Source organism: Streptomyces sp. PsTaAH-137 (assembly GCF_003259365.1).
GTDB lineage: Bacteria > Actinomycetota > Actinomycetes > Streptomycetales > Streptomycetaceae > Streptomyces.
On sequence record NZ_QLLY01000005.1, the window covers coordinates 465,008 to 479,633 of the forward strand.

At 71.2% G+C, this 14,626-nt stretch carries 13 protein-coding genes; 6 read left to right on the plus strand and 7 right to left on the minus strand.

The genetic code is table 11. The annotated features are described in order from the left end of the window. Positions 1–57: 57 nt before the first annotated feature. The 3 genes from K377_RS13900 to K377_RS13910 all read left to right on the plus strand — a co-directional run bounded on the left by K377_RS13900 (position 58) and on the right by K377_RS13910 (position 3,820). The gene (locus tag K377_RS13900) at positions 58–1,881 is read left to right on the plus strand and encodes a DEAD/DEAH box helicase (RefSeq protein WP_111663603.1); all 1,824 of its coding nucleotides are present in this window, start codon (positions 58–60) and stop codon (positions 1,879–1,881) included. A 350-nt stretch (positions 1,882–2,231) separates the two neighbouring features. Further along, on the plus strand, positions 2,232–2,873 hold the full coding sequence (locus K377_RS13905; RefSeq protein WP_111663604.1) for an IclR family transcriptional regulator: 642 nt from the start codon (positions 2,232–2,234) through the stop codon (positions 2,871–2,873). 155 nt (positions 2,874–3,028) lie between these two features. Next, a complete protein-coding gene (locus tag K377_RS13910; protein WP_111663605.1) occupies positions 3,029–3,820 on the plus strand; it encodes a S16 family serine protease in 792 nt (263 codons plus the stop codon). A gap of 13 nt (positions 3,821–3,833) precedes the next feature. Here K377_RS13910 and K377_RS13915 read toward each other — a convergent pair whose 3' ends face one another. The 5 genes from K377_RS13915 to K377_RS13935 all read right to left on the minus strand — a co-directional run bounded on the left by K377_RS13915 (position 3,834) and on the right by K377_RS13935 (position 8,168). Next, entirely contained in the window at positions 3,834–4,811 is a 978-nt protein-coding gene (locus tag K377_RS13915) for a glycine betaine ABC transporter substrate-binding protein (RefSeq protein WP_111663606.1), read from the minus strand. Then, positions 4,808–5,620 carry an ABC transporter permease gene (locus K377_RS13920; RefSeq protein WP_111663735.1) on the minus strand — a complete coding sequence of 271 codons (813 nt, stop codon included), beginning with the start codon at positions 5,618–5,620 and terminating at the stop codon, positions 4,808–4,810. The genes K377_RS13915 and K377_RS13920 overlap by 4 nt, the downstream gene beginning before the upstream one ends. Before the next feature lie 74 nt (positions 5,621–5,694). Further along, positions 5,695–6,960 carry a betaine/proline/choline family ABC transporter ATP-binding protein gene (locus K377_RS13925; protein WP_111663734.1) on the minus strand — a complete coding sequence of 422 codons (1,266 nt, stop codon included), beginning with the start codon at positions 6,958–6,960 and terminating at the stop codon, positions 5,695–5,697. A gap of 31 nt (positions 6,961–6,991) precedes the next feature. Then, positions 6,992–7,639 (minus strand): ABC transporter permease, encoded by a 648-nt coding sequence (locus K377_RS13930; RefSeq protein WP_111663607.1) that lies wholly within the window; start codon positions 7,637–7,639, stop codon positions 6,992–6,994. 58 nt (positions 7,640–7,697) lie between these two features. Further along, complete coding sequence (locus K377_RS13935) at positions 7,698–8,168, minus strand: Lrp/AsnC family transcriptional regulator (RefSeq protein ID WP_111663608.1); 471 nt, start codon at positions 8,166–8,168, stop codon at positions 7,698–7,700. A 122-nt stretch (positions 8,169–8,290) separates the two neighbouring features. On the opposite strand from K377_RS13935, the gene hppD reads away from it, so the two are divergent. Next, positions 8,291–9,436: a 4-hydroxyphenylpyruvate dioxygenase gene (hppD, locus tag K377_RS13940; RefSeq protein ID WP_111663609.1), complete on the plus strand. Its 1,146-nt coding sequence runs from the start codon at positions 8,291–8,293 to the stop codon at positions 9,434–9,436. A gap of 134 nt (positions 9,437–9,570) precedes the next feature. Here hppD and K377_RS13945 read toward each other — a convergent pair whose 3' ends face one another. After that, the gene (locus tag K377_RS13945; protein WP_111663610.1) at positions 9,571–11,094 is read right to left on the minus strand and encodes a tetratricopeptide repeat protein; all 1,524 of its coding nucleotides are present in this window, start codon (positions 11,092–11,094) and stop codon (positions 9,571–9,573) included. Between the two features lie 87 nt (positions 11,095–11,181). Here K377_RS13945 and K377_RS13950 point away from each other — a divergent pair, with 87 nt between their 5' ends. Beyond that, positions 11,182–12,552 (plus strand): FAD-binding oxidoreductase, encoded by a 1,371-nt coding sequence (locus tag K377_RS13950; protein ID WP_111663736.1) that lies wholly within the window; start codon positions 11,182–11,184, stop codon positions 12,550–12,552. A 21-nt stretch (positions 12,553–12,573) separates the two neighbouring features. Here K377_RS13950 and K377_RS13955 read toward each other — a convergent pair whose 3' ends face one another. Then, positions 12,574–13,044: an SsgA family sporulation/cell division regulator gene (locus K377_RS13955; RefSeq protein WP_111663611.1), complete on the minus strand. Its 471-nt coding sequence runs from the start codon at positions 13,042–13,044 to the stop codon at positions 12,574–12,576. 220 nt (positions 13,045–13,264) lie between these two features. Here K377_RS13955 and K377_RS13960 point away from each other — a divergent pair, with 220 nt between their 5' ends. Then, complete coding sequence (locus K377_RS13960; protein ID WP_111663612.1) at positions 13,265–14,530, plus strand: RDD family protein; 1,266 nt, start codon at positions 13,265–13,267, stop codon at positions 14,528–14,530. The last annotated feature ends 96 nt before the right edge of the window (positions 14,531–14,626 follow it).

A 14,626-nucleotide genomic window follows, 5' to 3' on the forward strand; every position in this document is an offset into this window, starting at 1 on the left:
CGCCACCGGTAGGGTGGACCGGTTGTCATACGCCCCCGATCTGCCGAGCCGGAGACCGTGACCACCGCCAACGACGCCCCCAGCACCGCACCCACCGCCGCCCCGACCCCGTCCAGCCACCTCTCACCCGCCTTCCCCGGCCGCGCCCCCTGGGGCACGGCCAACAAGCTGCGTGCCTGGCAGCAGGGGGCGATGGAGCGGTACATCCAGGAGCAGCCCCGCGACTTCCTCGCGGTCGCGACCCCGGGCGCCGGCAAGACCACCTTCGCGCTCACCCTCGCCTCCTGGCTGCTGCACCACCACGTCGTGCAGCAGGTGACCGTGGTCGCGCCGACCGAGCACCTGAAGAAGCAGTGGGCGGAGGCGGCCGCGCGCGTCGGCATCAAGCTGGACCCGGAGTACAGCGCGGGCCCGCTCAGCAGGGAGTACGACGGCGTCGCCATCACGTACGCGGGTGTCGGCGTGCGCCCGATGCTGCACCGCAACCGCAGCGAGCAGCGCAAGACGCTCGTCATCCTCGACGAGATCCACCACGCCGGCGACTCCAAGTCCTGGGGCGAGGCGTGCCTGGAGGCCTTCGAGCCCGCCACCCGGCGCCTCGCGCTGACCGGTACGCCGTTCCGGTCCGACACCAACCCGATCCCCTTCGTCCAGTACGAGGAGGGCAACGACGGCATCCGCCGTTCCTCGGCCGACTACACCTACGGCTACGGCAGCGCGCTCGCCGACGGCGTCGTCCGGCCGGTGATATTCCTCAGCTACAGCGGCCAGATGCGCTGGCGCACCAAGGCCGGTGACGAGATCGCGGCCCGGCTCGGCGAGCCGATGACCAAGGACGCCGTCAGCCAGGCGTGGCGCACCGCCCTCGACCCGCGCGGCGAGTGGATGCCGAGCGTGCTGCGCGCCGCCGACGCCCGGCTCACCGAGGTCAGGAAGGGCATCCCGGACGCGGGCGCCCTCGTCATCGCCTCCGACCAGGAGCAGGCCCGCGCCTACGCCAAGCTGATCCGCGAGATCACCGGCACCAAGGCGACCGTCGTGCTGTCCGACGACACCGGCGCCTCGAAGCGGATCGACGACTTCAGCGCGAGCGAGGACCGCTGGATGGTCGCCGTCCGCATGGTGTCGGAAGGCGTCGACGTCCCGCGTCTCGCGGTCGGCGTGTACGCCACCACCATCTCCACCCCGCTCTTCTTCGCGCAGGCCGTGGGCCGTTTCGTGCGCTCGCGCAGGCGCGGCGAGACCGCCTCCGTCTTCCTTCCGACCGTCCCCGACCTGCTCGGCCATGCCAACGAGATGGAGGTCGAGCGCGACCACGTCCTCGACAAGCCGAAGAAGGAGGGGGAGGAGGACCCCTACGCCGAGTCCGAGAAGGAGATGGACGAGGCGAACAAGCAGGAGGACGAGGACACCGGCGAGCAGGAGCAGTTCTCCTTCGAGGCCCTGGAGTCCGAGGCCGTCTTCGACCGCGTCCTCTACGACGGCGCCGAGTTCGGCATGCAGGCCCACCCCGGCAGCGAGGAGGAGCAGGACTACCTCGGCATCCCCGGCCTGCTCGAACCCGACCAGGTGCAGCTGCTCCTCCAGAAGCGGCAGGCCCGGCAGATCGCGCACAGCAAGAAGAAGCCCGACACCGAGGCCGACCTCCTGGAGCTGCCCGCCGAGCGGCGGCCCGTCGTCTCCCACAAGGAGATGATGGAGCTGCGCAAGAAGCTCAACACGATGGTCGGCGCGTACGTGCATCAGAGCGGCAAGCCGCACGGCGTCATCCACACCGAGCTGCGCCGGGTCTGCGGCGGCCCGCCGAGCGCCGAGGCCACCGCCGGGCAGCTGCGGCAGCGGATCACCAAGGTCCAGGAGTGGGCGACCCGGATGCAGTGAACCGGGACGCGGTGAACCCGGGTGTGAACGCGGTCGCGGCAAACCCGGGTGGCAAGTGCGGGCAATCGCTCACAAGTCCGGCTTCCGGCTGACCGGATTCTGGACGGAGTCTTCCGCTCAGCGGGACGATCTCGCTAGATTCCGGGGACGCACACGCCCCGTGGCAGCGCCGCCGCGGAGCGCAGCCGGTACGCACGGAATGTGGAACGTACGCAGAAGTGGTCGCATGCAGCCGTATGCAGCCCAGCGCCTGATATCCGACCGGCGGCCTCTGACGCGCGTCGCCACGGGACCGGCGGCGCGACCGCCGGGCAGGGACCGCCGACCCTCACCACTAAGGAGTGGGCGTCGTGACCGCGGAGACCTCCCAGACGCTCGACCGGGGACTGCGCGTCCTCAAACTGCTCGCCGACACCGACCACGGGCTGACCGTGACCGAGCTCTCCAACAAGCTCGGCGTCAACCGCACGGTCGTCTACCGTCTGCTCGCCACGCTTGAGCAGCACGCTCTCGTCCGCCGTGATCTGGGTGGCCGCGCCCGGGTCGGGCTCGGCGTCCTCCGCCTGGGGCGGCAGGTGCATCCGCTGGTGCGGGAGGCCGCGCTGCCGGCGTTGCGCTCGCTCGCCGAGGACATCGGGGCGACGGCTCATCTGACGCTGGTCGACGGTACGGAAGCCCTTGCGGTCGCTGTCGTGGAGCCGACCTGGACCGACTATCACGTGGCGTACCGCACCGGCTTCCGGCACCCGCTGGACCGGGGGGCCGCCGGGCGCGCCATCCTCGGCGCCCGGCAGGGGGTGCTGCCCGAGACCGGCTACACCCTGACCCACGGTGAGCTGGAGGCCGGGGCCAGTGGCGCGGCGGCGCCCCTTCTCGGGGTGAGCGGGGTGGAGGGCAGTGTCGGCGTCGTCATGCTGGCCGACGCCGTCCCCGAACGCGTCGGCCCCCGCGTCCTGGACGCCGCCCGAGAGGTCTCGGACGCCCTGCGCTGACCGGTTTTCGTCCGCGGCTCTCGTCGTGGCTGGCCGCGCAGTTCCCCGCGCCCCTGGACGAGCGGAGCTCGTTTCAGGGGCGCGGGGAACTGCGCGAGAAGCGGCCACCGGAGCCGCGGACGAAGGTCGATCGCCGGTCGCGTTAGATTGGGGCCGTGCTCAATCGCCTCAGCCGACCCAAGGCCCTCGCCCTCTGCGCGCTCCCGGTGATCGCGCTGCTCGCGATCACCGCCCTGGCCCCGCTCCCGTTCTCGGTCGCCCAGCCGGGCCCCACGACGAACGTACTGGGGACGTCGGACGGCAAGCCGGTGATCAAGATCTCCGGCGCCGGCACCCGCGACACCAGCGGCCAGCTGCGCGCGGTGACGATCCTGGCGACGGGCCCCGACGCCTCGATCCACCTCTCGGACGTGGTCGACAGCTGGTTCCGGGACGACCGCGCGGTCATGCCGCGGGACGCCGTGTACCCGGCGGGCGACTCCACCAAGGAGATCGAGAAGCACAACCAGCAGGAGATGAAGGGCTCCCAGGACGCCGCCACCGAGGCCGCGCTCGCCTACCTCGGCGACGCGAGCAAGGACGTCCGGGTCACCCTCCAGCTCGGCGACGTCGGCGGCCCCAGCGCGGGCCTGCTGTTCTCGCTCGGCATCGTCGACATGCTCGACGGCGACGGCAGCGGCGGCGACCTGACCGGCGGCAAGTCCATCGCGGGCACCGGCACGATCGACGAGAACGGCAAGGTCGGCGCCGTCGGTGGCGTCTCGATGAAGGTGCAGGCCGCCGACCGCGACGGCGCCACGATCTTCCTCGTACCGAAGGCGGAGTGCGCGGACGCCAAGGCATCGGCGCCGAAGTCGATGCGGCTGATCCCGGTGACCACGCTCAAGGGCGCGGTCACCGCGCTGACGGACCTGGAGAAGAAGTCCGGCTCGGTCCCGACGTGCTGAACCGTATCCGCGTCTAGTCGCCGCCCTCCTTCACGAAGCCCTCCTTCACCATCCAGTCCAGGGCCACCTGGTGCGGGTCGTCGCCGTCCACGTCGACCTTGGCGTTGAGGTCCTGGGCGACCGCGTTGGTCAGCTTCTTCGAGATCGGGTCGAGGACATCGGCCATCTTCGGATACTTCTCGAACGCCTTGGAGTTGATCTCCGGAGCCGCGTTGTAGTTCGGGAAGAAGTGCTTGTCGTCCTCCATGACCTGGAGGTTCATCGACCTGATGCGGCCGTCGGTGGTGTACACCTCGCCGAAGGTGCAACTGCCCTTCTGCACCTGCGTGTAGATGATGCCGCTGTCCATCTGCGTGATGTTCGACGCGGGGATGCTCATCCCGTACGTCTTCTCCATGCCCCGCAGACCGTCGGCCCGGTTGGCGAACTCGCTCTCCACGCAGACCGTGACGGCCTTCGGGTCGGACTTCGCGAGCGCGGCGACCTCGGAGAGGGTCTTCGTGCCGTACTTCTTGAAGTTGGCCTGGTTCATGGCGAGCGCGTAGGTGTTGTTCAGCGGGGCGGGCGGCAGCCACGTGATGCCGTTCTTGGCGTCCGCGTCCTTCACTGCCTGCCACTGCTTCTGCGGGTCGGTGATCGGATCGGAGTTGCCGAGGTACGTGATCCAGGCGGTGCCCGTGTACTCGTACATGGCGTCGGCGTCGCCGGACTTGATGGCCTCGCGGGCGCCGACCGAGCCCTGGATGCCGGTGCGGTCGATGACGTCGGCGCCGGCCGCCTGGAAGGCGATGCCCATGATCGCGCCGAGGACGAGCTGTTCGGTGAACTCCTTGGAGGTGACGACGAGGTCGGCGCCCTTGAGCGGTTCGCCCTTGCCGATGGAGCCGGGGGAGACGTCGTCGACCATCGGGCTGCCGCTGGTCAGCCCGCACCCGGCGAGCAGGGCGAGCCCGGCGGCCGCCGCCACGGTCACGCGTACGCGGTGCTTCATGTTCGCGCCTCCAGTCCGCGCGGGCTGAGCAGCACCTCGGCCAGCGACGCCAGCCAGTCCACCAGCAGCGCGAGCGCGATCGTCAGGATGGAGCCGAGCAGCAGGATCGGCATGCGCTGATTGGTGATGCCGGCCTGGATGAGCGTGCCGAGGCCCCCGCCGCCGCCGAACACCGCGAGGGTGGCCGTGCCGACGTTGAGGACGAGCGCGGTGCGCACCCCGGCCAGGATCAGCGGCACCGCCAGCGGCAGCTCCACCCGGGCCAGCACCATCGCGGGCGACATGCCGATGCCGCGCGCCGCCTCCATGAGGGTCGGGTCGTTGGCCTTCAGGCCCGCGATCGTGTTGGAGAGCACCGGCAGGATCGCGTAGATGATGATGCCGATCAGTGCGGACCGCTGCCCGGTGCCCAGCCAGATCACCAGCAGGGCCAGCAGACCGATCGCCGGGGTGGCCTGCCCCATGTTGGCGAGGGCGAGCGCGAACGGCGTCGCCTTGCGGAACATCTTGCGGGTCAGCAGGATCCCCAGCGGGATCGCGATGATCAGCACGAAGAACGTGGAGATGACGGTCAGCTCGATGTGCTGCTTGAGGTCCTTCCAGACCTGGCCGTCGGAGAGCGCGTTCTTCGAGATGGTGTCGAGGTCGGCGTTGCGGAACCACAGCCAGGTGATCAGCAGCACCACCGCCACCAGCAGCGGCAGGAACGTCAGCTTCTGCCAGGTGAGGCGGCGCGGTTCCCGTGCCGCGGGCGGTGTCGCCTCCCGGTCGGTGGCGTCCTCGCCGTCGTCGCGGAACGCGAGGCCCATGACCTCGTGTTCGCCGTCGGGCCGCGTCCCCTTCGGGGGCGCGCCCTTGCGGTGCTTGCCGGACGGAGTCTCACTCACGCCTGCGCCTCCCCGTCCGGGGCCGTGGTGCCCTCCTGCTCCGCCTGCGTCTGCTGGGCGCGGGTCTCCTCCAGCTCGTGCTGGCTCTCGATGGCCTCCAGGCGGTCGGCCTCCAGGAGTTCGTGCACGGAGTTCATGAGCGTCTCCATGTCGACGACGCCCTCGTACTCGCCGCGCCGGCCGGTGACCGCGACCCGGCCCGCGTTGTCGGTGAGGACCGCCTCAAGCGCGTCGCGCAGCGTCGCGTCGTACGTCACCGTGTCGTGGACCAGGGTGCCCGCGCGGGCCAGCGAGCCCTTGGCGCGCATCAGGTCGCCGCGCCGCAGCCACTTGTAGGGGCGGCCGCGCCGGTCGAGCAGCAGCAGTTCGTTGGTGCCGGCCGCGCGCAGCTTGTTGAAGATGTCCTGGAGCGGGTCGTCGACGCTCACCGTCGGATAGTCGGTGACCTCCACGTCGCGTACGCGGCTGAGGTTGAGCCGCTTCAGCGCCGCGCCCGCGCCCACGAACCCGGAGACGAAGTCGTCGGCCGGGTTGGTGAGGATTGCCTCCGGGGTGTCGAACTGGGCGATGTGCGAGTGCTCGCGCAGCACCGCGATCCGGTCGCCGAGCTTGATCGCCTCGTCGAAGTCGTGGGTGACGAACACGATCGTCTTGTGCAGCTCGTGCTGGAGCCGGATCAGCTCGTCCTGGAGGTGGTCACGGGTGATCGGGTCGACGGCGCCGAACGGCTCGTCCATCAGCAGGACCGGCGGGTCGGCGGCCAGCGCGCGGGCCACGCCGACGCGCTGCTGCTGACCGCCGGAGAGCTGGCGCGGGTAGCGGTTGTGGAACTCGCCCGCGTCGAGCCCGACGAGGTCGAGCATCTCCTCCACCCGCGCCGAGACCTTCGACTTCGACCAGCCGACCATCTTCGGTACGAGGGCGATGTTCTGGGCGACCGTCATGTGCGGGAAGAGCCCGGAGGACTGGATCGCGTAGCCGACCTTGCGGCGCAGCTTCACCGGGTCCATGTCGGTGACGTCCTCGCCGCCGATCTTGATCCGGCCGCTCGTCGGCTCGATCAGCCGGTTGATCATCTTCAGGGTGGTGGACTTACCGCACCCGGAGGGCCCGACGAAGATGATGAGTTCGCCGGCCTTGATCTCCATGTTGACGTTGTCGACGGCCGGGTTGGGGTTGCCCGGGTAGATCTTGGTGAGGTTCTCCAGCTCGATGCTGGCGCCGGAGGTCTTCGGCGCCGGGGCCGGTTCGCCGGCGGGCATGGTCGGCTGGGCGGGCGTGGTCGGGGTGGTCTCAGACACGGATCCCCCTCGGGATGGTCAGCCGCCCGATCAGGACGTACACGGCGTCGAAGAGCAGGGCGAGGATGATGATGCCGAGGGTCCCGGCGAGTACCTGGTTCAGTGCGTTCTTGCTGCCCAGCGAGGCGATCCCGCGGAAAATCTCGTTGCCGAGGCCGGGACCGGAGGCGTAGGCGGCGATCGCGGCGATGCCCATCAGCATCTGCGTGGAGACCCGGATGCCGGTCAGGATCGGCGGCCACGCCAGCGGCAGCTCCACCCGCACCAGCCGGGCCATCCGGGACATCCCGATGCCCTTGGCCGCGTCGATCAGCTGCGGGTCGACACCGCGCAGGCCCACGATCGCGTTCCGCACGATCGGCAGCAGCCCGTACAGGGTCAGCGCGATGACGGTCGGCGCCACACCGATGCCGACCACCGGGATGAGCAGACCGAGCAGGGCCAGCGAGGGGATGGTCAGGATGGTGGAGGTCGCCGAGGTGGCCAGGTTGCCCGCCCAGTCGCTGCGGTACGTGATCACGCCGATCAGCGCGCCGATCACGGTCGCCAGCACCATGCACTGGAAGACCTCGCTGGCGTGCTGGTACGCGTCGAACAGCAGCTGCTGGTGATGGCTGCCGAGATAGTCCCAGAAGTTCATCGCGCCTCGCGCCGGGCGCTGTACGTACAGCCGCCGGGAATCTCCCGGCGGCCCCACGTCAGGAGTCGCCCGACGCCTGCTCCACCAGCGGGATGACGCGCAGCGGAACGGGGTTCTCCATGACGATCGCGGTGGAAGCCCGGACGATGCCATCAAAACCGACAACCAGGTCGATCACCCGCTGAAGATCCGCGTTGGAGCGCGCCACCAGCCGGCACAGCATGTCCCCGCTGCCGGTCGTCGTGTGCAGCTCCAGCACCTCGGGGACACCGCCCAAGTGCGCCCTGACGTCGGCTCCTTGCCCCTGCCGGATCTCCAGCGTGGCGAACGCGGTGACCGGGTAGCCGAGCGCCGCCGGGTCCACCTGCGGACCGAATCCGCGGATGACTCCGTTCGAGGTAAGCCGGTCCAGCCGCGCCTGCACGGTGCCGCGCGCCACCCCCAGCCGCCGGGACATCTCCAGGACCCCGATCCGCGGCTCGCGCGCGAGCAGCACGATGATCCGGCCGTCCAGCTGATCGATCCCCATGCCCGCCTCCGCAGTGGTCACCCTGTACACAAAGCCCGCCGATATCGGCCCCGCACTGGTCAGATTGCCCAGCGAATACGCAAACTATTGCGCACCTTGTGGAACGGCGGGAGCCTCCAGACATGACTGAGACAGCAGCCCACACTCCCAGCACCGCGCGCGAGGCCGACCCCTTCCCGGTGAAGGGAATGGACGCGGTCGTCTTCGCCGTCGGCAACGCCAAGCAGGCCGCGCACTACTACTCCACCGCCTTCGGCATGAAGCTCGTCGCCTACTCCGGACCGGAGAACGGCAGCCGCGAGACCGCTTCGTACGTCCTCACCAACGGCTCCGCCCGCTTCGTCCTCACCTCCGTCATCAAGGCCACTACCGACTGGGGCCACTTCCTGGAGGAGCACGTCGCGGCACACGGCGACGGCGTCGTCGACCTCGCCATCGAGGTGCCGGACGCGCGCGCCGCGTACGCCTATGCCGTCGAGCACGGCGCCCGCGGCATCGTCGAGCCGTACGAGTCGAAGGACGAGCACGGCACCGTGGTCCGGGCCGCCATCGCCACGTACGGCAAGACCCGCCACACCCTCGTCGAGCGCACCGGCTACGACGGCCCGTACCTCCCCGGCTTCGTCGCGGCCGCCCCGATCGTGGAGCCGCCGGCCAAGCGCACCTTCCAGGCCGTCGACCACTGCGTCGGCAACGTCGAGCTCGGCAAGATGAACGAGTGGGTGGCCTTCTACAACAAGGTCATGGGCTTCACGAACATGAAGGAGTTCGTCGGCGACGACATCGCGACCGAGTACTCGGCGCTGATGTCCAAGGTCGTCGCGGACGGCACCCTCAAGGTCAAGTTCCCGATCAACGAGCCCGCCATCGCCAAGAAGAAGTCCCAGATCGACGAGTACCTGGAGTTCTACGGCGGCGCGGGCGTCCAGCACATCGCGCTCGCCACGAACGACATCGTCGCCTCCGTCCGCGCCATGCGCGCCGCGGGCGTCTCGTTCCTGGACACCCCCGACTCGTACTACGACACCCTCGGCGAGTGGGCGGGCGAGACCCGCGTCCCCGTCGAGACGCTGCGCGAGCTGAAGATCCTCGTCGACCGCGACGAGGACGGCTACCTGCTCCAGATCTTCACCAAGCCGGTCCAGGACAAGCCGACCGTCTTCTTCGAGATGATCGAACGCCACGGCTCGATGGGCTTCGGCAAGGGCAACTTCAAGGCCCTGTTCGAGGCGATCGAAAGGGAGCAGGAAAAGCGCGGCAACCTGTAATCACGGGGTTCCCCCGCGCCCCTGAGACACTGCGGCATCCAGGGGGAAGGCTGCGCGCAGCGCATGCCTTCAGGGGCGCGGGGAACTGCGCGACCAGCCACGACGAGAGCCGCACTCGCCCCGGAACCGAACCCTCAGCGGCGCTTGGGCGCGGCCTGCGCCCTGGCGGGCGCCGGAGCCGGCTTCGGGGGCCACATCTGCGGGACGCCCCCCTCGGGCGGTGAGCCCAGCGCGTCCAGGGCCTCCTGGGCCTCGGGCCCGTACAACGGCGAGAACCCGGGATTGATGCGCAACGCCTCCCCGAGATGCCGCCGAGCCGCCCCGTACAGCCCCAACTCCCGCTCCACGGCCCCGAGATGGTATGAGTACGAAGCATTGCGCACCGTCCCGCCCTTCTGCCGATCGGTGGCCCGCCGCAAGAACCAGTGCGCGGCATCCTCGTCCCCGGCCCGGTGATAGGCCCACCCCAGCGCGTCCGCGACAGCGATCCCCGGCGCGCGTGACCACTCCGCCCGCAGCCGCGCCACGGCCGCCTCCGGGTCTCCGTGATCGGCCTCGAACCGCCCGAGGACGAGCGCGTCGTCCACCCCGTGCGCCCGCTGCGCGGCGACCCGCGCCCGCAGCGCCGCGTACTGCGCACCGGCGGCCCGCTCATCGCCCAGCGACTCGAACAGCTCGCCCAGCTCCAGCGCGTACTGCGGCTCGGGCCGCTTGGCCAGCGCCAGCTGATACGCCTTCACGGCCTCCGCGGTGCGCCCCAGCGAGGCCAGCGCCCTGGCCCGCCCGGCGAGCGCCCCGTGACAGGAAGGATCGGCGGCGAGCGCGGCGTCCTGGTGCCGCAGCGCGTCGGCCGGCTCCCCGCGGTCCCAGGCGAGGTCCCCGCCCCGCTGCAACAGCGCGGCCCGCTCCGCCGGGGTACCGGCCCGCGCCGACGCGTCGACGAGCACCGCGGCGGCGTCCTCCCGCCAGCCCCGGTCCCCGTACACGGCCGCCGTGCGCAGCGTCACCGCGGTACCGGCGCCCGAGGAGAGCCCGGACAGCTTCTCCAGGGTGCGGTCCGCGGCCTTGTAGTCGCCCGTACCGCGGTAGCCGTCGACCAGCGAGACGTACGACGACCAGCGCTTCGGCGCCAGCTTCACCGCGGCCTCGCCGTACTCCCGGGCGCCGCGCCAGTCGCCCCGGGCGGCCGCGAGGGCGGCGAGCCCGTCGAGCGCCTCGACGTTCCCCTTCGGTCGCGCGGCGAGCGAACTGCGCAGCGCCCGATCGGCCCTGGGGAAGTCGTCGGTCCGCGCGGTCCGCGAGCCCCGCTCCACGTAGGCGGCCCCGAGCGCCGCCCACGACAGACCGTCCCGCGGATGCGTGCGCACCCGCGCCTCACGTTCCCCGATCAGCGCGGTCAGATCCGGCAGCGCGGCCGGCGCCCCGACGGCGGCCGCGATCACCGCCCGCCCGGCCGGACCGGGCAGCGGCGCGGGCCTGCTCTCCTCGTCCGGCAGCAGCACCAGCACACCGCCGAGCACGGCGCACCCGGTGACGGCGGCGACGACCGCGCGCCGCACGGCGGGGGAGCGGCGGCGTGGGGCGGCGACGGGCTCCGGCACGGGCGCCACGGCCTGCGCGGAGGTCTGGACGTCCTCGGCGTTCTCGGCGATCTCCATGGCGCATACTGTGCGTCAATACGAAGAGCGCACGGTGGAGGCCACAGACGGGTTCACACCGATGGCCCCGAGTGCGAGGCTGTGATCATGAGCCGCACCCTCATCGAACTGCTCGGCGACGGGCTGCCCGCCGAGGCGATCGTCACCGATCCCGACATCACCGCCTCCTACGCGCACGACATGGCGAGTTTCTGCGACGCGGGCGCCCCGGCCGCCGTCGTCCTGCCCCGCACGGTCGAACAGGTCCAGCACGTCATGCGCACGGCCACCGCGCTGCGCGTCCCGGTCGTCCCGCAGGGCGCCCGCACGGGCCTGTCGGGCGCGGCCAACGCCAGCGACGGCTGCGTCGTGCTCTCCCTCACCAAGATGGACCGCATCCTGGAGATCAGCCCGGTCGACCGGATCGCGGTCGTCGAGCCGGGCGTCATCAACGCGACGCTGTCCCGCGCGGTCAACGAGCACGGCCTCTACTACCCGCCGGACCCGTCCAGTTGGGAGATGTGCACCATCGGCGGGAACATCGGCACGGCCTCGGGCGGCCTGTGCTGCGTGAAGTACGGGGTGACGGCGGAGTACGTGCTCGGACTCGACGTCGTCCTCGCCGACGGCCGCCTGCTGTCCACCGGCCGGCGCACCGCCAAGGGCGTCGCGGGCTACGACCTCACCCGCCTCTTCGTCGGCTCCGAGGGCAGCCTCGGCATCGTGGTGAAGGCGACCCTCGCGCTCAAGCCGCAGCCGCCCCAACAGCTGGTGCTCGCCGCCGAGTTCGGCTCCGCCGCGGCCGCCTGCGACGCCGTCTGCCGGATCATGGAGGGCGGCCACGTCCCGTCACTCCTCGAACTCATGGACCGTACGACGGTCAAGGCCGTCAACGCGATGGCGAACATGGGACTCCCGGAGACCACCGAGGCCCTGCTCCTGGCCGCCTTCGACACCCCGGACCCGGCCGCCGACCTCGCCGCCGTCGGCGCCCTGTGCGAGGCCGCGGGCGCCACCCAGGTCGTGCCCGCCGAGGACGCCGCGGAGTCCGAACTCCTGCTCCAGGCACGGCGCCTCTCCCTCACCGCGCTCGAAGCGGTCAAGGGCACCACGATGATCGACGACGTGTGCGTGCCGCGCTCGAAGCTCGGCGAACTCCTCGAAGGCGTCGAGCGGATCGCCGAGAAGTACGCGCTGACCATCGGCGTCTGCGCCCACGCGGGCGACGGCAACACGCACCCCACCGTCTGCTTCGACGCCCAGGACGCGGACGAGGGCCGCCGGGCCCGCGAGTCCTTCGACGAGATCATGGCGCTCGGCCTGGAACTCGGCGGCACCATCACCGGTGAACACGGCGTCGGCGTCCTGAAGAAGGAGTGGCTGGCCCGCGAACTCGGCCCCGTGGGCGTCGAGGTGCAGCAGGCGGTCAAGGCCGCCTTCGACCCGCTCGGCCTGCTCAACCCCGGCAAGCTGTTCTGATCACCCCTCACCGGTCACCCCTCACTGGCCGTCCGACTCGTCCGACCCCCACGGGTCGCGCAGGTAGAGGTCGTCGGCCGGGGTGGGCGTGAGCAGCTCGGCCAGGCCGGCGTCGATGCCGAGCCGCTCGGCCTCAGAGCCCGGCGGGACCGCCCGCAGGGTCCGCTCCAGCCAGGCCGAGACCTGCGCGGTCGGCGCTTCCAGCAGCGCGTCGCCGTCCGGCGAGGTCAGCGCCATCAGCACGACACTGCGTCCGTCCACCTTCGTCGGCCACACCCGCACGTCCCCGTGCCCGCACGGCCGGAACACGCCCTCCACCAGCAGTTCGCGCGCGAACGTCCAGTTGACCGGGTGGTCGGACCCGACGTGGAAGGTGATGTGCACGGCGTAGGGGTCGTTTGTCCGGTACGTCAGCCGGGCCGGGACGGGGATGCTTCGCTCGGGCGACAACACCAGCTTCAGCTCTAGTTCGCGTTCCACCACGGAGTGCATGTCGTGCGCTTCCTCTCGCCTGTACGGGTCCTGGAGCGGGCCCGTACAAGGTGAGAGGCCGATGTGGCCGCGGCATTACGCGAGTTCGCCGAAGTTTTTTTCCGGGCTCCGCGAATGCCCGGATAGTGGTCCGTAACGGCGGAGCGGCGCGGGCGGGCGCGGTGGTCTGATAGACGTAGAGGCCACAACAAGACCCCCGAGCAGATACGGGACGACGGACATGAGCGCCCCAACCCCGGCCCCCGGTGACGACAGGCCCCGCGAAGGCTACTACCCCGACCCGTCCATTCCCGGATATGTCCGGTACTGGAACGGTGCGGCCTGGGTCCCCGGCACCAGCCGCCCCGCGCCGTCCGACGGCGAACGGCTGCCGGCCCCGCCGGGCGCCACCGCCCAGCCCGCGCCCGCCGAGGAGACGGGCCCGGTCTTCCTCGACGAGGAGCCCTCCGTCCGTACGGAGACCGGACCGGAGACCGGCGCCGTCAGCAGCGTCGAGGCGCCCGCGGCGCAGCCGAGCGAGCCCTCCTCCGCCTGGCAGGCCGACGCCTCGCGGCAGTCCGGCTTCGGCGGCGAGCAGGACCGCCGGGTCTCCTGGGGGTCTCCCGACGGTGCGTCAGCCGCGCCCGAACCGGCCGCCGACGAGGCGCAGCCGCGTCCCGACAGCACCGTGTCGATCCGCGCCGTGCGGCCCGGCGCCGCGGCTCCGGTCCGCACCGAGGGCACCATGGCGATCCGCGCCCTGCCCAAGCAGCAGGCGACCCCGGCACCGGCACCGGCACCGGCGCCTGCGCCTGCGCCCGCCCCGGCCCAGCCGCAGGCCCCGTTGCCCACTCCCGTCACCCAGGGCCCGGGCGGCGGACAGCCCTCCTGGGCGCAGCAGGTGCACCAGCTCGCGACGCCTGCGCCTGCTCCCGCGCCCGCGTCGGAGAGCGGCGGTCCCGTCACCCCGTTCAAGCCGGTGGTCACCGATCCCTTCCTCGCCGCCGCGCAGGCCCAGGCGAGTGCGCGGCCCGCCGGGCTCGGCAAGCGGTTCGTCGCGCGGCTCATCGATTCGGTCGTTCTCGGCGCGGTCACCGCCGTCGCCGCCGTTCCTCTGGGGACCCGGGCGGCCGATCACATCGACGGCAAGATCGACGCCGCCAAGGCCTCCGGCCGGCAGGTCACCGTCTGGCTCATCGACGGCACCACCGGCGTCTACCTGGGCATCGTCCTCGGAGTCCTCCTCGTCTTCGGTGTGCTGTACGAGGCGTTGCCGACCGCCAAATGGGGGCGCACGCTCGGCAAGAAGGTGCTGGGTCTGTCCGTCCGGGACATCGAGGAGCACAGCTCCCCGACCTTCGGCGCCGCCCTCAAGCGCTGGCTCGCCTACAGCGTCCCCGGCGTCCTGGTGATCGGCATCCTCGGCGTCCTCTGGGGCGCCTTCGACCGCCCCTGGCGCCAATGCCTCCACGACAAGGCAGCCCGAACTTTCGTAGCAGCCGACTAGCCCTCCGCCGTGGCTGGTCGCGCAGTTCCCCGTGCCCCTAAAAGCCTGCGTCTCGTCGTCGACTGCGGCCCCGCCCCGCCTCTGCCGATGAGATGC